Here is a 19,879-nt window from a genome sequence, read left to right as displayed (position 1 = left end):
CGCCTGACGCGCTAGCGTCCCGGCCATGGCGCGCATCCTGATCCAGACCACGATCCCGCCGACGCCGGACGACTGGCATGTCGGCCGCTTCTCGCTGCTGGCCGAGCATCTGCGCGGCCTCGGCCATGCGGTGACGGCGCGCGATCACCAGCCGGGCGCCGACCCGGTGCTGCTGAATCTCGCTGACAGCGACTTCGACCAGCTGTGGCTGCTCGCTGTCGACGTCGGCGACGGGCTGAGCGACGCGGAAAGCGCGGCCATCAGGGCCTTTCACGCGCGCGGCGGCGGGGTGATGGTCACCCGCGATCATCAGGATCTCGGCAGCTCGGTGCGCGCGCTGGGCGCGCTCGGCCGCGCGCATCACTTCCACACGGTCAATCCCGAGGCCGATCCGGCGCGTTGCTGCCGCGACGATCAGGATACGGCCTATATCGACTGGCCCAACTACCATTCTGGCGCCAACGGCGACTTCCAGGTGGTGAAGGCCGAGGTCGAGGGCCACCCGCTGTTGGCCGAGACGCCGTTCCTGCCCGCCCATCCGCATGAGGGCGCGATCAGCGCGCCGCCCGGCGCCCGGGTGATCGCCACCGGCGTCAGCGCGGTCTCCGGCGCGCGCTTCAATCTGATCGTGGCGTTCGAGGGCGAGGGCGGCCGGGCGGTGGCGCAGTCCACCTTCCATCATTTCGCCGACTACAACCTCGATCCGCGCGCCGGCTGCCCGAGCTTCGTCAGCGAGGCGCCGTCCGACCGCATCCTCACCGATCCCCGCGGCCGCCGCGCCGCGGAGCGATACTTCCAGAACCTGGCGGAGTGGCTCAGCCCATGACCTGCACCCACGGCGCGCACCTGAAGGTCGTCACCCCGTCGGCGGACGGCTGCGAGGAGTGCCTGAAGATCGGCTCGGGCTGGGTGCACCTGCGCCTTTGCCGCGATTGCGGTCATGTCGGCTGCTGCGACGACTCTCCCAACACCCACGCCACCAAGCACTTCAAGGCGACGGGCCATCCGATCATGGAGACCTACGATCCGCCGGACGGCTGGGGCTGGTGCTACGTCGACGAGGTGATGCTGGACCTCGAGGGCATGACCACGCCGCACCCTCCCGGCTGGCGGTACTAGGCGGCCGCCCCACCCAGGGGTCCGCATAGGGAGAATCACTAGGTCGATCCGCCTCGGCTTGAACCACCGCTCTGGCGGGGCGTAGCCTCCTCGGCAAGCCGCTTGAGGGAGGGCCAAGGCCATGAAGCGAGCTATTGCAGGCGCAGCATTCGCCGTCGCGCTGGGCGCGGCGGGACAGGCCGGCGCCGACGTCGTGGTGTTCCAGCAGTCTGGGACCACGTCCGTTTTCGATCTCTTCGGCGTGGGGCTTCCCGGCGGCGGGAACTACCGGTTCGACGCGACAAGCTCGATCCCGGTCTCCTTCGAGTTCCTGGCTTCGTACGAGGAGCACTGGGACATCTTCCGGGCGCCGGCGCCGCGCCCGCACAGCGAATTCATCGAGGGCAACAGTTCGCCGATCGAGGACAGCGCGAGCGCGAATGGGCTGGCGTTTTCGTGGACCTTCCTCGTGCCGCCGGCGACGACCACCTACTTTGACTCCGGCCCGGCCTACGAGGTCTACGGGATCCCGATCGGCACGCTGCTGTATGAGGAGGTCAAGTCGGACAACCCGTTCTTCGGCGTCTTCGTGCGCGACGAGGAGTTGGGGCGCCCCTTCGACTACAGCTTCACGGTCACGCGCCTGACGCCGATACCCGAGCCGTCGACCTGGGTCGGGATGATCCTTGGCTTCGGCGTGCTGGGCGCCGCGCTCCGGCGCCAGCGCGCGGGCCGGCTAAGCCCGGCAAACTAGGCCAGCCACGGGTCGGGTTCAGCCACCCGTCCGCAGCTGACCACTTTGCGCAGGCCTTGCCAGACGACCACGTGGGAGGCGGTGGGGTGCTCGCTGAGCAGCAACAACGCCTCGGCGATTGCGATCTTGTCCGTTGGACAACTCATCGCTTCGAAGGTCGCGGCGACGCCGTCCGGTTTGGTGGGATAGATCGTGTAGAGAGGCACGAGGTACTCCCTTCCGATTTGGCGGGAGCGTGTGGGCGGCAAGGCCCATGACTTCCAGTCGTCGAACGCCGGGAAGCCCCTCAATCGACGATGGCGCATCCTACGCCTGTCCGGGGGCTAAGCCGCGTGACGTTAGCGTGACTGCGACGCTCGCTCGTCTCGATGCACGAGATCCTGATGCTCTGGATGCTTACCGATATAGGCCCGGAAGAAGGCGCAGTGCGGCCGCACCTTCAGGCCCTGCTCGCGGGCATAGGCGAGGGCGGCCCTGGCCAGCTGCGAGGCCAGGCCCTGGCCCTCGAAGGCCCGCGGCGTGACCGTGTGCGGAAACACGATGCTGTCGCCTTCGACGCGGTAGTCGGCGAAGGCGACCTCGCCGCCGTCCAGCGCGATTTCGAACCGCTGCGGCGTGCGGACGACCTGGCTCATGCCTTCGCCAGGCCGGGGCGCTCGTCGGGGTGCACCATCTCGTGCAGCTCTGGGCGCTTGGAGATGTAGGCGTGGAAGAACGGGCAGTGCGGACGCACCCACAGCTTCTGCTCGCGGGCGAACTGCAGCCCGGCCTCGACCAGGCGCTTGCCGACCCCCTGGCCGGCGAAGGCCTCCGGCACGACGGTGTGCGGGAAGATCACGCTGTCGTCCTTCAGCCGGTACTCGGCGAAGGCCACGTGGTCGCCGGCGTGGATCTCGAAGCGCTTGTCGGTGCGCACCACTTCGGGCAGGTCGTTCGCTTCGGCCATCGGGGTTCCTTGTCGTGGCGGCTGGGACCTGAAATCTAGGGCGCTCTCAGTCCTTCCGCCACTCGCTGATCTGCGCTCCGGTGTCGGCGTCCTCGAACGCCACCCGATCGAGCTGCGCGGCCGCGATGCAGACTGGCCGCTGGTCAGGGCTGTCGGCGCGGCAGCGAATGGCGCGGCCGTCGGGGAACGCCGCGAACCGGCCCTCGAGTACAAGGCGATAGCCCTTGGCGGGCGGGATCGGCGGCGCCTCGCGCTCGCCCCGGGCCGTGAAGCTGTAGGCGCGGCCGTTGCGGCGGCCAAAGCGCGACCCTTCCGGTTCGAACACCGCGGCTAGGCCGACCGTCTGCGGGCTCGGTGTGGGAACGGGGACGTCCTCCGCGGGGGCCGAACCCTGCGGGCAGGCCTCGGACTGCAGCCAGGGGCGGTCGATCCAGTAGCCTTCGACCGCGTCCCACAGCTTGGCCTCGACCGCCTCGGCGGCCAGCGGCGAGGCGGCCCAGTCGGCGGGCGTCAGGCTCAGTTCCACGGTCTTGCTCTTGGCCCGCAGCGCGGCGCCGGCCAGGCCGGGCCCCGCCTCGCTGGCCGAGGCCGCGCAGCCGAAGGGGGTGCGGATCGTGAAGCTGCGCCCCGCGAGGGGATCGGGACCTTCCGGCGCGGCCCCGGACGCATAGGCCGACGCGGCGGCGCCGGCCGCGGCCAGCAGGTCCGCGCGGCTCAGCGCCGGCGGCGGTGCGATGACCTTCGGAGGCTCGGGCGCGGGCGGTGCGATCTTCGGCGGCGGGGCCGGGGGCGCGGTCTCCTTGGGACCGCAGGCCAGAAGCAGGCAGGGCAGGGACAGGACGGCGCAAAAACGCGCCCATCTCCGGCGCGTTGAGTTCACATCTGCGGGAGGCATGGGGCGAAGACTAGCAGGGCGCACGGCTACGTTCCAAGAACCTTGGCGTGAACGTCAAGAAGGCCGCCCCGCGCCGATGAACTTCGATCAGATCGCCGCCCTCGTGGTCTTAGTCGCCGTGGTCGGCGTGTTGATCCATGGGCGGATCAGGTCCGACGTCGCCGCTCTCACGGCGGCGGCGGCGCTGTTGCTGCTGGGCGTGATCCGGCCGGTGGAGGTGCAGGGGGCGTTCGCCAGCCCGGCGGTCATCGCGCTCGCCTCCCTGTTCGTCATCGCCTACGCCATCGAGCTATCGGGCCTGCTTGGCCTCATGATCCGCCAGGCGTCGAAGATGTGCGCGCGCCTGGGCGAAAAGGGCCTTTGGTTGGTGATCGGCTTCTGCGGCACGGTCGGCGGCTTCCTCAACAACACCCCTATCGTGGTGCTGGCCGCGCCGGTGATCCGCGATGTCGCGGCCTCGATCGGCCTGTCGCCGAAGCGCTTCCTGATGCCGCTCAGCTACGTGACGGTGATGGGCGGCCTGCTGACCCTGATCGGCACCTCGACCAACCTGCTCGTCAACGACATGGCCCGCAACGCCGGCCAGCCGACCTTCGGCCTGTTCGAGATTACGCCCGTCGGCCTGTGTGTGGCCCTGGCGGGGGCGGCCTATCTCTATGTCTTCGGCGTGCGCTTTCTGCCCAAGGGCGACGCGGTGATCGCCGACAGATCCGTCCCCATCCCGCTGGGCGAGGCGCGGGGGCATGAGGGCGGGGCCGGCGACGCGGTGCTCGGCGACGTGGCGCTGTTCAGCGCCGCCGACCGGCCGCTGCAGTTGGGAAAGGCCCTTACCTCCCTGGCGGTGTTCGTCGCCGTGGTCGTCGCCGCCGCCTTCGGGGCCGCGCCGATCTCGGCGGCGGCCTTCGCCGGCGCGGTGTCCCTGATCCTGCTGCGGGTGATCAGTCCCGACGAGGCCTATGCCGGGCTGCGGCCCGACGTGCTGCTGCTCATCGCCGGCATGGTGGTGGTCGGGCTCTCGATCGAGGTCACGGGCCTCGCGGCCATGGGCAGTGAGATCCTGATCGGCTTCATCCGGCCGTTCGGCCCGCTGGCGGCGCTGATCATCCTCTATGGCGTCACCCTCGTCGCCACCGAGTTCCTCTCGAACGCCGCCGTCGCCGTGCTTGTGACGCCGATCGCCGTCGCCCTGGCCGAGAGCCTGGGCGTCGATCCGCGGCCCTTCCTGGTGGCGGTGATGATGGCCGCCAGCGCCGCCTTCGCGACGCCCTTCGGCTATCAGACCAACGTCCTTGTCTTCCAGATGGGTAACTACAGCTACATGGACTTCGTCCGTGTCGGCGTGCCGCTCAATCTCGTCACCTGGGTCGCGGCGATGATCGCGATCCCGGTGTTCTTCCCGTTCTGATCTACGGCCGCACGTCGAACACCAGATTGAACGGCGTTTCGGTCGCCCGCTTGAAGTGGGTGAAGCCGGCGTCCTCAGCCACCTGCCGCAGCCGCTTCTCGCCGGCCTGGGCGCCGAGCCCGAGCCCCACCTCCTGGCTGAGCGAGGCCGGGGTGCAGATCATCGTCGAGGCCGAATAGAAGATCCGGCCGAACGGGTTGAGGTTGTCGGACAGGTCGTCGTTGGCGAACGGCTCGACCAGCAGCCAGCTGCCGTCGGGGGCCAGGCTCTCGCGGATGTGCTTGGCCGCGCCGACCGGATCGCCCATGTCGTGCAGGGCGTCGAAGATGGCGATCATGTCGTAGGCGCCGCCGTTGAAGTCCTTGGCCGAGGCGACTTCGAACGTCACCCGGTCCTCGACCCCGGCTTCCTTGGCCGCCTCTCGCGCCCGATCGATCGACGGGCCGTGATAGTCGAAGCCGTAGAACTTCGAGTTCGGATAGGTCTTGGCCATCAGCACGGTCGAGGCGCCGTGGCCGCAGCCGACGTCCGCCACCCGCGCCCCGGCTTTCAGCCGCCCTTCCATGCCGTCCAGCGCCGGAATCCACTCGGTCGTGAGGTGGGCGTTGTAGCCCGGCCGGAAGAACCGCTCGGTGCCGCGGAACAGGCAGACATCGTGCTCGTGCCAGCCTAGGCCCTTGCCGCTCTTGAACACCGCGGCGACCTTGGGCTCGTCACGGAACATCGACGCCAGCAGCTCGAAGCCGCCGGCCATGAAGGCCGGGCCGCCCTCGTCGGCGAACACCATCGCCTGCTCGGGCGTCAGCGAGAACTCGGACTTCACGGGGTCGTAGTCGACATAGCCCGCGGCCGCCTGGGCGGCGAGCCACTCGCGGACATACCGCTCGGTGGTGCCGGTCGCCGAGGCGAGCTGCAGCGACGTCATCGGTCCGCCCTGCGCCATGGCCTTGTAGAGCCCCAGCCTGTCGCCGAGGATCACCAGCGCCGCAGAGACGGCCGCGCCCATGTCGCCGAGCATCTTGCCTTGGAATGCTTCCAGTTTGGATTGATCGACTTGCACCTGGCCCTCCTTTGGTCGGGCGTGCGTTCGGATGACGATGTTCTGTCACTGTGCGGCGCGGGTTTGTAGACATCAGGCCGTGCGCCGGTCGCGTCCTGATTGCGGAGGGGCCCAGACTGGTCGCGACAGAGGAGCCGAGACCATGCTGCGAGCTTTGACATGGGCGTCGCTGGCGCTGCTAGGGGCGTGCGCGCAGGCGCCGTCGAGCGCCCCGCCGGGCCAGGCCGTCGGCATGGCCAATCCGGCTTCGGCGCACTGCGGCGCGCTGGGCGGCGTCAGCGAGATCCGCAGTGGTCCGGGCGGCCAGTACGGCGTCTGCAAGCTGCCGGACGGCAAGGTCTGCGAGGAGTGGGCGCTCTATCGCGACAAGGTCTGTCAGCCGGCGACGTGATCGCGCGACGACAGGCGCACCCGCCCGCGAGGCGTGTCGAGCTCGGCGCTGATCTCCGCCGGCCCAGCCTTCACCTCCACCTCGACGCCCAGTCGCTCCAGCAGCGGGCCAAGGCTCCAGGCCTCCGGATGGCGCAGGGTCAGGCTCGTCAGGCGGCAATCCTGGTCCGCGTCCTCGGCCGGATGAGGACTGTCGCCCCAGTCGATGAAGAACGGCGCCAACGGGCCATAGGCGTGACCCGTGGGGATCAGCAGCCGCCAGCGGACAAGGCGGCCCGTCGGCAGGCGGCGCGACATCGGAATGACGCCGGCGTGCGGCAGGCCGGCCTTTTCAAGATTGGCGGCCACGCGGTCGAGACGGCTCGTGGCGACGGCGAAGGTGTGCAGGGTGGGGGCGGGCAGCGAGGCCAGGCTGGCCGACGCGCCGGGCTGCGTCGCCTGGGCCGGGTCGGGCGCGAGGATCTCGAGATAGCTGCGCGCGCCCAGGCCCAGTACGGCGTTGCGGGTGCCGCCGCCCGGATGCGCGCCGCCAGGCGTGGCCTTGGCGCCGGTGCGGGTCTCCAGGTCCTTGATCGCGCGGTCCAGGTCGGGTGCGGCCCAGACCAGATGATCGAGGCTGGTCATCAAGAGGCGCGCCGCCGGAAGGCCAGGACGTTCTGTTGCAGCGTTTCGTCGGCTTCGGGCGCGCGCGCGGCCTCCATGGTCGGCAGCCGCAGCACGTAGCCGTTCATCGACAGGGCCTGGGCGACCAGGCAGGCGGCGGCCGGGAACGGCGCGCGCGGCGCGTCGGCCAGCAGCCAGGCGAGGTGCGCGTCCAGCCGCGGATAGTCTTCGGCCTGGGCGGCGGCGAACAGGGCCAGGACGGACTGCTCGTCGCGGGTGAGGCGATACGAGCCGGGCGCGGCGAGGGTGATCTTGCGTCGGCCGGAGACGCCCAGCTCGCGGACGAAGACGGTCAGGGCGGTGAGGGCCTCGAGCCCCAGCGGGCCGCAGGTCTCCTCGAACTGGCGGCGCACCAGATGGCAGTCGCCCGCGCCGAACGCCGCGGCGCGGAACGCCCAGAGCAGCATGTGCTCGCCTTGGGACAGGTCGCAGAGGCGGGCGTGGTCGTCCGGCCGGTGAGCGTGCTGGGGCATGGGGTTGGCTCCTTGGACTTCCATGACCGTATTGCTAGTGAGAATGACTCGCAACATTCATTTTGCGGCCGTACGCATTTCCCTCTCTGGGTCGCTTGACGCCGCCGTCCCGCCGTCCCCCAATGGTTCAAACAAGCGTTTGGGAGGCGCTGCGATGATCAAGACCCGCATCACCGAGATGCTCGGGGTTCAGTACCCCATCGTCCAGGCGCCGATGGGCTGGATCGCCCGCTCGCAGCTCGCGTCGGCGGTGTCCAACGCCGGCGGTCTCGGGATCATCGAAACCTCGTCCGGCGAGCTCGACGCCGTGCGCGAGGAGATCAGGAAGATGCGCCAGCTCACCGACAAGCCGTTCGGGGTCAACATCGCCCAGGCTTTCGTCCGCGATCCGGACATCGTCTCCTTCGTGGTCGATCAGGGCGTGAAGTTCGTCACCACCTCCGCCGGCGACCCCAACAAGTACTGCTCGGCCCTGAAGGAGGCCGGCCTGACCGTCTTCCACGTGGTGCCGTCGCTGGGCGCGGCGCTCAAGGCGATCGAGGCGGGCGTCGACGGTCTGGTCGTCGAGGGCGGCGAGGGCGGCGGGTTCAAGAACGCGCGGGACGTCTCCACCATGGTCCTGCTGCCGCTGGTCTGCTCGAAGGTGAACGTGCCGGTGATCGCTGCGGGCGGGGTGACCGACGGCCGCTCGATGGCCGCGGCCTTCGCGCTCGGCGCGGAAGGCGTCCAGATGGGCACCCGCATGGTCTCGGCCGCCGAGAGCCCCGTGCACCAGAACTGGAAGGACGCCATCGTCGCGGCCAAGGAGACCGACACCGTCTTCCTCAACCGCTTCGGCCCGGGCCCGGCCCTGCGCGCCCTGCGCACCGAGAAGACCGGAACCTATGAGCGCGAGGGCGGCGAGGGCGTGATGAGCGAGTTCGCCCATGCCAAGGAGATGTACTTCGGCGGCGACCTCGAGAAGTCGATACCGCTGACCGGCCAGGTCGCCGGCCGCATCGACGCGGTCAAGCCGGTAGCCCAGGTCATCGCCGAGACCATCGCCGAGTTCGAGGCGACGGTGAAGACGATGGGCCAGCGCTGGGGCTAGGCCGCCGCGCTCACCGGGCGAAAGCTTTCCTCGTCGAACAGCGCGTCCCAGTCGGCCCAGCGGTCGGCGGCGTCGCGCAGGCGGGCGTCGTCGCGGACGGTGTGGACCTGGCCCTCGATCTCGTCCCAGATCACCGTCAGGTCGGCCAGGCGATGGGCGTCCTCGCCCAACTTGCCCTCATGCTGCAGCTGCTCGATCATGCCTGCCGTGAGGCGCAGCTTCAGGCGGCCGCCCGACTGGCGCACGGCCACGTCGGCGTGGGTGATCACCTGGTCGATCATGTCGGCGCTGGCCGGAACCAGCGGGCGGCGGGCCTCGAACAGGAACAGCGGGTCGGCGTAGGAACGGCGGAACGGGGTCACTCGGGCGGCGGCGGGCATCGGGAAGGTCCTTTCCTCTCGGCAGGTTCTTGTTAAAGTGCCGATGCGTCAGAATCGGACGTACATTTGTTCTGGAAAAGTTCTCATGCGCCATGAGAAGGCCGCGCGCCTGCTGGATCTGGCCCGGATGCTGGCCTCGTCCGCCGAGGGCCTGACCCTGGACGAAATGGCCGACCGCCTCGGCGTCGGCCGCCGCACGGCCGAGCGCATGCGCGACGCGGTGCGCGAGGCCTTCCCCCAGATGGAGGAGGTCGAGGATCCGCCGACCCGCCGCTTCCGGATACCGGCAGGTTTGGACGGCATCTTCCAGGCCCCCAGCGCCGACGAGTTCGCGGCCCTCCGCGCGGCGGCCGAGCAGTTCAAGGCGGCCGGCGCGCGCAACCGGGCCGGGGCGCTGCTGTCGCTGGAGCAGAAGGTGCTCTCGGCGATCCGCGCCGGCGCCCGCCGCAAGCTAGCGCCCGATCTCGAGGCCCTGCTGGAGGCCGAGACCATGGCCATCCACGCCGGCCCGCGCCCCTTCGAGGACGAGGAGGTGCTGGGCGCCGTGCGCGAGGCGATCAAGTCGCTGCGCCGTCTGCGGCTGCGCTACGAGGGCGGCTCCTCGCCCGGCCGGGTGCGCGAGATCACGCCCTTCGGCCTGCTGTTCGGCCGCTCCAACTACCTGGTCGGCGGCGAGGGAGATTCGCCCGAGCCGCGCACCTGGCGCCTGGACCGCATCCGCGACATCGAGGTGTCCGAGACCGCCGGCTCGCGCCCCGCCGGCTTCTCGCTGCAGGCGTTCATCAACCGCAGCTTCGGCATCTACCAGGACGAGGTCGAGGACGTGGTGCTGCGGATCCTGCCCCACGGCGCCGAGGAAGCGCTGGGCTGGCGCTTCCACCCGACCCAGTCGATCGAACCCCAGGACGGCGGCTCGGTGCTGGTGCGCTTCACCGCCGCCGGCATGCGCGAGCTGGCCTGGCACCTGTTCACCTGGGGCGACAAGGTGGAAATCATCGCTCCCCAGCGGCTAAGGAGCGTCATGCGTGAGGAACTGGCCATCGCGGCCAGGGCCCACGGGCTGAAGGACACCTGACGATGAGCGCCACCGACGGCTTCGTGCTGAACCAGACCATGCTGCGCATCAAGGACCCGGAGAAGACCGTGCCCTTCTACCGCGACGTCCTGGGGATGACGCTGCTCGACCGCTACGACTTCGAGGCCGGGAAGTTCTCGCTCTACTTCATGGGCTATCCCGGCGGCGAGATCCCGGCCGATCCGGCCGACCGCGTGAAGTGGGTGTTCGAGCAGCCGGCGCTGCTGGAGTTCACCCACAACTGGGGCACCGAGGACGACGCCGAGTTCGCCTATCACAACGGCAACAGCGAGCCGCGCGGCTTTGGCCATATCGGGGTGTCCGTGCCCGACGTGACCGCCGCCTGCGCACGGTTCGAGGAACTCGGCGCCGAGTTCGTCAAGCGCCCGAACGACGGCGCCATGAAGGGCATCGCCTTCATCAAGGATCCCGACGGCTACTGGATCGAGATCTTCTCCGGGGCGAACCTTCGCGGCCTGATCACCGCGGTGCGGGCGAGCTAACTGCGCCCTTCTGCGTTCTTCCCTAGGGCCTGCACAATGGCCAGCCGCGGGAGCCGCCGATGCCTGTCCTGACCCCTCGCGCCGACGGCATGGTCGAGAGCACGACGCCGGTTCTGCTGCCGATGATGGCGCCGCGTCTTCAGGGCGAGCTGTCGGCGGCGGGCTTCGGCGAGCTGGCGCTGTGGGGCGAGGGCGACCTGGGGCGTATCCGCTTCACCCCGCTGGCCGGCCCGTATGTCTACGGGCCCAACCTGCTGACGGCGCCCGGCGGCGGGATCTACGCCGCGCAGGAGGCGCCGGTCATGGTGATCTGCGGCGCGACCTACCGTGGGTTCACGCCGGCCCGGCGCTGCGCCTCCTGGGACCGCACCAAGCACCCCAAGACGCCGGTCCGCCGCGAGAAGACCCGCCGGCGCATCGTCCTGCCCTGGGCGAGCGTCCTGATCGAGCAGCGCGGCGAGGACCTGTTGATCGCCGCCGGCGCCGACATCGCCGAGGCCGAGCGCGCGCTGCGCTTCTCCGTCGACACGATCGTGGGCGAGGCGCGGGCCCACGCCGCCCACTGCGACCGGCTGCCGGAGGCCGACCCCATGCTGCGCAGCATGGTCATCCAGGGGACCCATGCCGCGCTCTCCAGCGTGCGGCGCGACGAGCGCGGCCGCTTCGACGGCCTGGCCGCCGGGCTGCACTACTCCGCGCCGGCGCGGACCTACTACCGCGACGGCTACTGGACGCTGCAGCTGCTGCTGGAAGCCGCGCCGGCCATGGTCCACGAAGAGATCGAGATGCTGGCCTCGGGCGTGCAGGCCGACGGCGAGGCGCCCAGCGGGGTCATCGTCTCCGGTCCCGAACAGGCCAAGGCCTGGGAGGAACTGCGCACCACGGTGTTCGGCCTCGACTGGATCCACACCCGCTCGAACGACTGGTGGAGCGACCACTTCGACTCGCCGCTGTTCTTCATCCTGGCCATCGCCGACTACGCTCGGGTCACCGGCGACATCGAACCGGCCGAGCGCCACTGGCCGCTGATCAAGGCGATCTTTGAACGCTACCGCGGCTTCAGCGAGCAGGGGTTGCCGGTGAAGCCGCGGCATGACCGCGACTGGGCCGACAACGTCTATCGCGGCGGCTTCGTCGCCTACGACCTTGGCCTCTGGGTCGGCGCGCTCGACGGCGTCGGCGCGCTGGGCGAACGCCTCGACGCGCCTCTGGCCGCGCAGGCGCGAGAGCTGGCCGCATCCACCCGAGTGGCCATCGAGGCGTCGCTGTGGGGGGAGCGCGGCTGGTACGCCGACTATCATGCGCCGCCGGGTCTGGAGGACGTCGAGCCGGTCCTCGAGGACCATCTCACGCTCGACAGCCTGACCCTGCTGCGCCACGACGCCGTATCCCCGCAGCGCGCCGAGCAGGTGCTGGAAGCCGTGCGCCAGAAGCTGGAAAGCCGGCACAACGACGTCCAGACCTTCGGCGACTGGGGCGTGATGTGCTGCTTCCCGCCCTACCGCCACAAGGGCGACACCCGCTCGAAATCGGCCTTCGCCTATCGCTATCACAACGGCTCGGACTGGCCGTGGCTGTCGGGCATGTACGCCGAGGAGCGCCTGCGCCGCGGCCTGCCGGGCTGGCGCTATCCGATGCTGCGCTGGTGGGAGACCTGCCTGGAGCAGGGCTGGATGGGCGCGGTCGAGTACTTCGCTCCGCCCTGGGGCCGCGGCTCGCTGCTGCAGGGCTGGTCGGCCATGCCCGCGGCCGCGGCGCTGAAATACAAGGACGTCGTGCTGAGGGGCGACCCCGACTAGCGATCGATCGCCAGCGTGAAGTACTCCCGGTCGAACAGCCGATAGTACAGCCAGTGCGGCACGCGGTCGGCATAGGGCTGCACGTCGGCGATGACCTTGGCCTGCGAGGCGTGGACGTCCAGCAGCCGCCGCTTGCGCCGCCCGTGCGCCACGATGTTCACCGCCACGCTCGGCGCCGGCAATCCATCCTCGGGCACCTGCGGATAGTTGTCGCGAAAGGCGCTCACCAGCTTCATCGCCAGGGCGATCATCGCCTTGGGCAGGGTCGCCTGGTACAGCCGCCGCACCGACGGCGCGCCTTGCTCGATCACCTCGCGCACCCAGCGTCCGGTCTGGATGTGGTCAGGATGGCCATAGAAGCCGACCTTCTCGTCGAAGCTGACCACCAGGCTGGGCTGGAAGCGTTCGATCAGGCCCGCGATCGCCGCCTTCGCCGCGCCGCCATCGCTGCGCGGCAGCCCGCCGTCCGGAAAAGCCAGCACCTCGACATGCGCCGCGCCCAGGTGCTCTCCCGCCGCCTGGGCTTCGGCCCGGCGTACGCGCGCCAGCTCATCGCGCGAATAACCGGTGTCCTTGGCCGCTTCTCCGGCGGTCAGGTAGACCAGGGTCAGCTCGGCGCCGCCGTGCGCCATGCCGGCCAGGGCGCCGGCGCAGGTGATCTCATCGTCGGGGTGGGCCCAGATCGCCATCGCCTTGCGCGGCGCACCGGCGGCAAACAGGTCGCGGGCCACCGGCACGTCGTCGTCATTCAGTTTCTTGCGGGCGAGCCAGAACGTGGCTCCGCCCTTCGCCGCCGCCAGGACCGGCAGCAGCCACATCATCGGAAGCAGTCCACCGTCTGGCCGACCCACGCCGCCAGCGCGTCCTTCTTGTCCAGCGGCGTCGCCCCGTGCCGCACCAGGATCAGGTCGAGCTCGGGGACCAGCACCGTGAACTGGCCGTCATAGCCGTTGGCCGAGAACGAGCCCTCGCCGGCGATGCCCAGCCACCAGTGGGCGCCATAGCCCAGCTCGCTCGCGCCTGGCTGCTGGAAGGTCGGCGTGCGGGCGTAGTCGACCCAGCCCTCGGGCAGCAGCCGCCGGTCTTCCCAGACGCCGTCGCGCAGATAGAGCAGGCCGAAGCGCGCAAAGTCGCGGGCGCTGGCGTAGCAGAACGACGAGCCGATGAAGGTGCCAGCGGCGTCGAACTTCGGGATTGGGGTCTTCATGCCGAGCGGCGCGAACAGTCGCTCCTGCATGAACGTCTTCAGGTCTCCGGACGCATCGCCCGCGGCGCGGGCCACGATGTTGCTGGTCCCGCTGGCATAGGACCAGAAGCTGCCCGGCGCATGTTCCAGCGGCAGACTGGCCGCATAGTGCGCGACGTCGCCCTTGCCGGACTGGAACAGCATCTCGATCACGTCCGAGACGCTGCCCGGCACATAGTCCTCGACGAACTTCAGACCGCTCGACATGCGCAGCAGCTGGTCCAGCGTGATGGCCGCGCGCGGGTCGCCCTCGGCGCTCCACTCCGGGACCTTTGCCGGGGCATGGATGTCCAGCTTGCCGTCCAGCACCAGCATCCCGACCAGCGCCTGGGTGATGCTCTTGGCCTTCGACCACGACGGATAGGTGGCGTCGGGGCCGTGCCCCTCGCCATAGCGCTCGAAGATCAGCTTGCCGCCCTGGACGATGGCCAGCGCATGGGTCTCGCCGACGCTGTCGCCTTCGAACGCTTCGCCCAGCAGCGCCTTGAATCGCTCGTCCTGCAGCGACGCAGGCAGGTCGCCGGTCGGCCAGGCCTGGGTCGGCCAGGGAACGGCGGCGGGCTGGGCGGGCAGGGGGGCAAGGGTCATGCGGCGGGGCTCGCTGGAGAACGGAACCCGCATTACCAACACCGTTCGCTGAACGGCCGCAACCGCCTAGAGCGTGGCGGCTTCCTCGTCTAGGCGACCGCCAGGCGCTTGGTCCTGCCGGCGGTCAGCGCCCAGAACGCCGCGCCGCCCACCGCCAGCGCAATCGACGCCGAGGTCAGGGCCGGACCGCCGAAGCTGGTCAGCATCGCGCCGCCCACCGCGCCGCCCAGGGCCTGGCCCATCGACGCGGCCGAGCCGTTCAACGCGAGGGCCATCGGGGCGGCGGTCGGCAACGCCTCCACCAGGCGGGTCTGCACGACCGGCATGATCGCGAACAGCGCCGTGGCGGCGATCAGGATGGCGCAGCAAACCACCGCATAGGTGGCCGGTCCGGCCGGCGCGCCGCCCAGCAGCTCCAGCTCGTGCAGGCCTGCGCCCAGCCCCAGGGCGAGAAAGGCCAGGCCCACCGCCAGGCCGCCCTTGCCGCGGTCGGCGCTGCGGCCGCCCAGCCACAGGCCGATGAAGCTGCCCAGGCCGATGACGATCTGGAACGCGCCGACGCCCGCGCCGGTGATCCCGGTCTGCAGTCGGATGATCGGGGCGATGTAGGTCGAGACGGTCATGTTGGCGCCAAAGGCCAGGAAGGTCGCCGCCCACAGCGGCAGCGCCGTGGGGATCGCCAGCTTGCCGCCCTTGATCGGTGCGGGGGCCTCCACCTTGGGGGTGGCCAGCGCCACGGCGACGAATGAGATCAGCGAGAGCAGCGCCGACAGCGCGAAGGTCGCGCGCCAGCCGAACGCCGCGCCCACTACGCTGCCCAGGGGAATGCCCAGCAGGAACGCGATGGTCATGCCTCCCATCACCGTCGCCATCGCCGATCCGCGTCGTTCCGGCGGAACCAGGCTGGCGGCCATGGTCGAGGCGGCCGGCCCAGCCAGGGCGGCGATCGCGCCCAGCGCCGCACGCAGGCCCAGCAGTTGGGTGAAGTTGGCGGCGACCATGCAGACCAGGCTCAGCGCCACGGCCAGGCCGAGCGCGGTCAGCAGCACCGCCTTGCGTTCCCTCCTGCCCAGCAGCATCGCCAGCGGCGGCCCGGCGAGAGCCGAGCTCAGCACATAGGCGGTCTGCAGTTGGCCCGCCGCCCCGGTCGAAACGCCCAGGTCGGCGGCCATGGTCTCCAGCAGGCCCGCGAAAATGAAGGCGCTGGATCCGAATGAGAACGTCGAAAGGGCCAGGACGAGGACACGTGGGTTCATGCCGCCTGAGCTTCAGCGCCAATCTCGCCCACGTCGACCAAGTTCTTCTCTTCGCTGCGTGAGAGAAGCAGATAGGTCACCGGCGTCGCCACCCGGCTCAGGAAGGTCGAGGTGATCAGCCCGCCGATGATGGCGATGGCCAGCGGCGAGTAGAGACCCGAGCCCTCCAGCGCCAGCGGCAGCAGGCCGCCGATGGCGGTGACCGAGGTCAGCAGCACCGGAAGGAAGCGCACCTCGCCGGCCTTCTCGATCGCCTCGCGCAGGCCCATCCCGCCCTTGCGCAGCTGCTCGGTGAAGTCGACCAGCAGGATCGAGTTCTTGATCTCGATGCCGATCAGGGCGATCAGCCCGATCGTCGCGGTGAACGATAGCGAATTGCCGGTCAGCCATAGCGCCGCGACCGCGCCGAACAGGCCGAGCGGGATGACGCCGGCCACCACCAGCGCCGTGCGGAACTTGCCGAATTCCAGCACCAGGATGGCGAGGATGCCGAACACCGCCACCAGGATCGCCGCGCCCAGACCCGCGAAACTCTCGGACTGCGCCTCGGCCTGGCCGCCCAACGAGAGCTCGTAACCGGCCGGGATCGGCAGTTCCTTGGCCAGGCGCGCCTGCACGTCGGCGGTGACCTTCGAGGTCAGGGCGCCGGTGCGGACCTGCGAGGTCACGGTCACCGTCCGTTCGCGGTCGTAGCGGGTGATGCGGGCCGGGCTGGACTTGAACTGCGGTTCGGCCACCGCCGACAGCGGCGCCGATTGGCCGCCGGCCGTCGGCACATGGATCTGCGAGAGCGCCGCCAGTTCGTTGCGCTCGCCCATCGGCAGGCGCACGCGCACCGGATAGTCGTCGCCGTCGGGATCGCGATAGCGGGCCGCGTCCTCGCCCGACAGCGCCAGGCGGGCCGTCCGCCGCGCGGCGCCGGCCGGCATGCCCAGGGCCGCGGCCTTGGCCTCGTCGAGGCCAAGGTCGATGTCCGTGCGGTCGAGCCGCAGCGGGTTTTCCACGTCGCGGGTCCCCGGCGTGGTCTTCATGATCTGCTCGGCGCGCGCGGCGAGGGCCTTCAGGACGTCCAGGTTCTCGCCGGTGATCCGCACGGCGACCGGCGCCTCGATCGGCGGGCCGTTTTCGAAGGTCACGATGCTGATCTTCGCACCCGGATAGCGGGCGAAGTCGGCGCGCAGGGCGTCCAGCACCTGTTCGCTCTTGCCGGGCTCCCAGGCCGTCAGGCTGGCGAACACCTCGCCATAGCTGGTCTGGGTCTCGCGCTGCTGCTGATTGTAGAAGATCTGGGGGTTTCCGCGGCCGAGGTTGGCGGCGGTCCACTTGACCTGCGGGGTCGCTTTCAGCCGGGTCTCAACATAGCGCAGCGCCTGGTCGGTCTTCGCCATGGCCGCGCCGTCGGCGGCCTCGACCCGCACCAGGAACTGCGGGGTCTCGGCGGGCGGGAACAGGCTCGAGCCGATCGCGCCCAGCATCGGCACGGTGGTGGCGCAGATGGCGCCGATGATCGCGATCGCCGCCCATGGACGCGCCAGCGCCCGTTGCAGCACCGGCGTGTAGAAGCGATGGATGGCGCCGTTGACGGCCCGAAGGATCGCATTGCCTTCCGGGTCCTCGTGCCGCGACAGCATGCGGCTGGCCAGGAACGGAATGATGGTCAGCGCCACCACCAGCGAGGCGCCCACCGTCGCCAGCACCGTCACCGGCAGCGAGCGGATATAGGCGCCTGAGCCGCCGGGCAGGGCCAGCAGCGGCAGGAAGGCGAACATCAGCGTCGCCGTGCAGCCGATCACCGCCAGGGTGATCTGCCGTGTGCCGTTGATCGCCGCGTTCAGCCTGCTCTCGCCCTCGCGCAGGTGGCGGGCGATGTTCTCGGTGACGACGATGCTGTCGTCGACCAGCAGCCCCAGCGACAGCACGAACCCGGCGATGGCCAGCTGGTTGACCGTGAACCCCAGCGCCTGCAGCACCGACAGGCCGATCAGCAGCGAGAGCGGGATCGACAGCATCACCACGCCGCCGGCCCGCAGGCCCAGCGGCAGCAGCGTCACCATCACCAGGGCGAGGGCCAGGCCGAAGTCGCGGAACAGCCGCGAGAGCCGGTGCTCGACGTTCTCGGCCTGCACGAAGCCGCGCTCCAGCTTCACGCCGGCGGGCAGGGTCTTCTGGAACTCGTCCAGGGTCTGGTCGACGCCCTTGGTCACCCGCGCCACGTCGGCGCCGTCCTTCTGGGCCACGGTCACGAACACGGCGCGCTGGCCGTTGAAGCGGGTCAGGTGGTCGGCTTCCTGCTGGGCCCAGGCGACCTGCGCCACGTCCTTGACGCGCACGACCTGTCCGTCCACCGAGCGGACGGGCGTGTTCGCCACGGTCTCCAGGTCGCGGAAGGCGCCCCCCGCCTTGACGTTGAACCGCCGGTCGCCCGCATGCGCCGCGCCGACCGGGGTCTCCGCGCCGGCCGCGCGCAGGGCGTCGGCCACCGCGGTCGGCGGCAACTGCATCGCCGCCAGTTTGGGCAGGTCGAGCGCCACGCGCACTTCCGATCCTGGGGCGCCCCAGTACCGCGCCTCGCGCACGCCCGGCGTGCGGTCGAGCCGTTCGCGCAGGTTGTCCGCCAGCTTTTCCAGGCGCCGCATCGGCAGGTGCTCGCTGACCAGCGCGACCTGGGCGATGGCGACTTCGGTGGTGCGCACGCGCCGCACCTCGAGGCGGACCAGGCCGGCGGGCAGGTTCGCGCGCAGGGCGTTCACCTCGCGCACGACCTCGTCGTACTTGCGCTCGGGGTTGACGCTCCAGTCGAACTCGACGCTGACCACGGCCGCGCCGTCCAGGCTGGTCGAGCTGATCTTGCTGACGTCGTCCAGCCCGTCCAGCACGTCCTCGATCGGGTCGGCGACCAGCTGCTCCATCTCGGCCGGCTCGGCCCCAGGCAGCACGGCGCGGACCACCACGACCGGGATCGGGAAGTGCGGGTCCTCCGATCTGGGCGTGGTCATCAGGGCGTTCAGCCCCAGCATGGCCAGCAGGGCGAAGGCGACCAGCGTGAACTGCCAGTTGCGGACGGCGAAGGCGGCGACGTCGAACCTCATCGCGTCACTTCCCCGCCGAGGCCAGGTTGAGCTGTTTGGGGTCGACGACCTGGACCTTCTCGCCCTCGCCGACGAAGCCGGCCCCGGCGGTGATCACCCGCGCGCCGGCGGGCAGTCCCGACACCAGCGCATCGTCGCCGTCGAAGCCGCCGAAGGCGACCGCGCGGCGCCGGGCGACGTCCTTCTCGACCACGAACACGAAGGCGCGCTTGCCGTCGGCCTCCAGGATCGCCTCGGCCGGGACGCGCGACATCGGGCTGGTCGGCGCGGCGCCGACGGCGATCTCCGCCGTCGCCATCTGGCCTGAGCGCAGGGGATGGGCGCCCAGCAGCTCGATCTCGACGTCCACGGCGCCGGTCTGTGGGCCGGCCCGCTCACCGACCCGGCTGACACGACCGGGCACGACGGTGGGGAGACCGTCGATCCGCACGCTGGCGCTCTGGCCGACGCGGACGCGGATCACGTCGCGGTCGGCCAGAGGCGCGCGCAGGGTGAGCGGGCTGGTTTCGTCGGCGATGCGCAGCACCGCCTGTCCGGGTTGCACGACCTCGCCCGACTGGGCCGTGCGTTGCAGCACCACGCCGCTGGCTGGCGACACCAGCCGCGCCCAGCGGCGGTCGAAGGCGGCCGAGCCTGCCCGCGCCTGCGCCGCGCGCAGGGCGCTCTTGCGGTCGTCGAGCCGTTGAACCGAGATGAAGCCCTTGTCGAACAGCGTCTGGTCGCGGGCCAGGTCGCGCTGCGCCCGCTCGACCTCGACGTCGGCCTGGGTCTGCGCCGCGGCGACCCCGGCGGGGTCGAGGCTGGCCAGCACCTGGCCGGCCCGCACCACGTCGCCGTCGTCGACATTGAGCGCCGTGATCACGCCGCCGATGCGGAACGACAGCGTCATCTCGCGTCGGCGCTCCAGCGGCCCGGTGGCGGCGAGGATCGCGCCGTCCGAGGGGCTGCGCACGGCCACCGCCTCGACCGGGGCCGGCGGCGGCGTCTGCGCCGTCTTCTCGGCCTGCGAACAAGCGGTGGCGGCGGCCAGGCTGGCGGCCGCCGCCACTCCGGCGCGAACGAGGCGTGGTCTCACAAAACGCCTGATGCGCACCGGAAACTCCATAATCAATCAGTGATAGGTGATCAGTGATCGATAATGTGGGATTGTCAAGCGACAGCGGCTTATG

Annotated in this window: 22 protein-coding genes; 9 read left to right on the top strand and 13 right to left on the bottom strand. The window is 70.4% G+C overall.

The genetic code is table 11. The features are described 5' to 3' along the window. The first annotated feature begins 25 nt into the window (after positions 1-25). The 3 genes from ASC79_RS13480 to ASC79_RS13470 all read left to right on the top strand — a co-directional run bounded on the left by ASC79_RS13480 (position 26) and on the right by ASC79_RS13470 (position 1,852). Positions 26-826 carry a hypothetical protein gene (locus tag ASC79_RS13480; protein ID WP_056017169.1) on the top strand — a complete coding sequence of 267 codons (801 nt, stop codon included), beginning with the start codon at positions 26-28 and terminating at the stop codon, positions 824-826. Continuing rightward, positions 823-1,119, top strand: a complete 297-nt coding sequence (locus tag ASC79_RS13475; protein WP_056017166.1) for a UBP-type zinc finger domain-containing protein — start codon at positions 823-825, stop codon at positions 1,117-1,119. Before ASC79_RS13480 ends, ASC79_RS13475 begins: the two co-directional genes overlap by 4 nt. A 121-nt stretch (positions 1,120-1,240) precedes the next feature. Further along, the gene (locus ASC79_RS13470; protein ID WP_056017163.1) at positions 1,241-1,852 is read left to right on the top strand and encodes a PEPxxWA-CTERM sorting domain-containing protein; all 612 of its coding nucleotides are present in this window, start codon (positions 1,241-1,243) and stop codon (positions 1,850-1,852) included. On the opposite strand, the gene ASC79_RS13465 is transcribed toward ASC79_RS13470, so the two are convergent. The 4 genes from ASC79_RS13465 to ASC79_RS13450 all read right to left on the bottom strand — a co-directional run bounded on the left by ASC79_RS13465 (position 1,849) and on the right by ASC79_RS13450 (position 3,678). Then, a complete protein-coding gene (locus ASC79_RS13465; RefSeq protein ID WP_056106281.1) occupies positions 1,849-2,058 on the bottom strand; it encodes a hypothetical protein in 210 nt (69 codons plus the stop codon). The two genes, ASC79_RS13470 and ASC79_RS13465, sit on opposite strands and share 4 nt — an antisense overlap. 132 nt (positions 2,059-2,190) lie before the next feature. Next, a complete protein-coding gene (locus ASC79_RS13460) occupies positions 2,191-2,487 on the bottom strand; it encodes a GNAT family N-acetyltransferase (RefSeq protein ID WP_056017156.1) in 297 nt (98 codons plus the stop codon). Beyond that, positions 2,484-2,798: a GNAT family N-acetyltransferase gene (locus tag ASC79_RS13455; RefSeq protein WP_056017153.1), complete on the bottom strand. Its 315-nt coding sequence runs from the start codon at positions 2,796-2,798 to the stop codon at positions 2,484-2,486. The genes ASC79_RS13460 and ASC79_RS13455 overlap by 4 nt, the downstream gene beginning before the upstream one ends. Positions 2,799-2,844: 46 nt before the next feature. Next, entirely contained in the window at positions 2,845-3,678 is an 834-nt protein-coding gene (locus ASC79_RS13450) for a hypothetical protein (protein ID WP_156378265.1), read from the bottom strand. Between the two features lie 91 nt (positions 3,679-3,769). On the opposite strand from ASC79_RS13450, the gene ASC79_RS13445 reads away from it, so the two are divergent. Then, positions 3,770-5,098, top strand: a complete 1,329-nt coding sequence (locus ASC79_RS13445; protein ID WP_056017147.1) for an SLC13 family permease — start codon at positions 3,770-3,772, stop codon at positions 5,096-5,098. A 1-nt stretch (position 5,099) separates the two neighbouring features. Here ASC79_RS13445 and ASC79_RS13440 read toward each other — a convergent pair whose 3' ends face one another. Further along, positions 5,100-6,158 (bottom strand): class I SAM-dependent methyltransferase, encoded by a 1,059-nt coding sequence (locus ASC79_RS13440; protein ID WP_200937187.1) that lies wholly within the window; start codon positions 6,156-6,158, stop codon positions 5,100-5,102. 142 nt (positions 6,159-6,300) lie between these two features. Between ASC79_RS13440 and ASC79_RS13435 the strand changes: the two genes are divergently transcribed. Further along, positions 6,301-6,549 (top strand): DUF333 domain-containing protein, encoded by a 249-nt coding sequence (locus ASC79_RS13435; RefSeq protein WP_056017144.1) that lies wholly within the window; start codon positions 6,301-6,303, stop codon positions 6,547-6,549. Here ASC79_RS13435 and ASC79_RS13430 read toward each other — a convergent pair. Both ASC79_RS13430 and ASC79_RS13425 read right to left on the bottom strand, forming a co-directional pair. Continuing rightward, entirely contained in the window at positions 6,534-7,172 is a 639-nt protein-coding gene (locus ASC79_RS13430; RefSeq protein ID WP_056017141.1) for a VOC family protein, read from the bottom strand. The two genes, ASC79_RS13435 and ASC79_RS13430, sit on opposite strands and share 16 nt — an antisense overlap. After that, on the bottom strand, positions 7,172-7,684 hold the full coding sequence (locus ASC79_RS13425; protein ID WP_056017137.1) for a hypothetical protein: 513 nt from the start codon (positions 7,682-7,684) through the stop codon (positions 7,172-7,174). The genes ASC79_RS13430 and ASC79_RS13425 overlap by 1 nt, the downstream gene beginning before the upstream one ends. Before the next feature lie 154 nt (positions 7,685-7,838). Here ASC79_RS13425 and ASC79_RS13420 point away from each other — a divergent pair, with 154 nt between their 5' ends. Next, a complete protein-coding gene (locus ASC79_RS13420) occupies positions 7,839-8,774 on the top strand; it encodes a nitronate monooxygenase family protein (RefSeq protein WP_056017134.1) in 936 nt (311 codons plus the stop codon). On the opposite strand, the gene ASC79_RS13415 is transcribed toward ASC79_RS13420, so the two are convergent. Continuing rightward, the gene (locus ASC79_RS13415; RefSeq protein WP_056017131.1) at positions 8,771-9,154 is read right to left on the bottom strand and encodes a hypothetical protein; all 384 of its coding nucleotides are present in this window, start codon (positions 9,152-9,154) and stop codon (positions 8,771-8,773) included. The two genes, ASC79_RS13420 and ASC79_RS13415, sit on opposite strands and share 4 nt — an antisense overlap. Before the next feature lie 85 nt (positions 9,155-9,239). Between ASC79_RS13415 and ASC79_RS13410 the strand changes: the two genes are divergently transcribed. The 3 genes from ASC79_RS13410 to ASC79_RS13400 are packed head-to-tail and all read left to right on the top strand — an operon-like array spanning position 9,240 to position 12,531. Then, positions 9,240-10,229 (top strand): YafY family protein, encoded by a 990-nt coding sequence (locus ASC79_RS13410; RefSeq protein ID WP_056017128.1) that lies wholly within the window; start codon positions 9,240-9,242, stop codon positions 10,227-10,229. A gap of 2 nt (positions 10,230-10,231) precedes the next feature. Beyond that, positions 10,232-10,732 carry a lactoylglutathione lyase gene (gene gloA / locus ASC79_RS13405; RefSeq protein WP_056017125.1) on the top strand — a complete coding sequence of 167 codons (501 nt, stop codon included), beginning with the start codon at positions 10,232-10,234 and terminating at the stop codon, positions 10,730-10,732. Between the two features lie 59 nt (positions 10,733-10,791). Beyond that, positions 10,792-12,531: an amylo-alpha-1,6-glucosidase gene (locus ASC79_RS13400; RefSeq protein ID WP_056017122.1), complete on the top strand. Its 1,740-nt coding sequence runs from the start codon at positions 10,792-10,794 to the stop codon at positions 12,529-12,531. On the opposite strand, the gene ASC79_RS13395 is transcribed toward ASC79_RS13400, so the two are convergent. The 5 genes from ASC79_RS13395 to ASC79_RS13375 all read right to left on the bottom strand — a co-directional run bounded on the left by ASC79_RS13395 (position 12,528) and on the right by ASC79_RS13375 (position 19,785). Continuing rightward, entirely contained in the window at positions 12,528-13,352 is an 825-nt protein-coding gene (locus ASC79_RS13395; RefSeq protein WP_082532106.1) for a PIG-L deacetylase family protein, read from the bottom strand. The genes ASC79_RS13400 and ASC79_RS13395 overlap by 4 nt on opposite strands. After that, complete coding sequence (locus tag ASC79_RS13390; RefSeq protein ID WP_156378264.1) at positions 13,349-14,365, bottom strand: serine hydrolase; 1,017 nt, start codon at positions 14,363-14,365, stop codon at positions 13,349-13,351. The genes ASC79_RS13395 and ASC79_RS13390 overlap by 4 nt, the downstream gene beginning before the upstream one ends. An 89-nt stretch (positions 14,366-14,454) precedes the next feature. Then, on the bottom strand, positions 14,455-15,621 hold the full coding sequence (locus tag ASC79_RS13385; protein ID WP_056017117.1) for an MFS transporter: 1,167 nt from the start codon (positions 15,619-15,621) through the stop codon (positions 14,455-14,457). Beyond that, on the bottom strand, positions 15,618-18,710 hold the full coding sequence (locus ASC79_RS13380) for an efflux RND transporter permease subunit (RefSeq protein ID WP_056017115.1): 3,093 nt from the start codon (positions 18,708-18,710) through the stop codon (positions 15,618-15,620). Before ASC79_RS13380 ends, ASC79_RS13385 begins: the two co-directional genes overlap by 4 nt. 4 nt (positions 18,711-18,714) lie before the next feature. After that, on the bottom strand, positions 18,715-19,785 hold the full coding sequence (locus ASC79_RS13375) for an efflux RND transporter periplasmic adaptor subunit (protein ID WP_056017971.1): 1,071 nt from the start codon (positions 19,783-19,785) through the stop codon (positions 18,715-18,717). Positions 19,786-19,879 lie beyond the last annotated feature (94 nt).

It is taken from the genome of Phenylobacterium sp. Root1290 (genome assembly GCF_001425305.1).
Lineage (GTDB): Bacteria > Pseudomonadota > Alphaproteobacteria > Caulobacterales > Caulobacteraceae > Phenylobacterium.
This window is presented reverse-complemented; position numbering and strand designations above follow the sequence as displayed.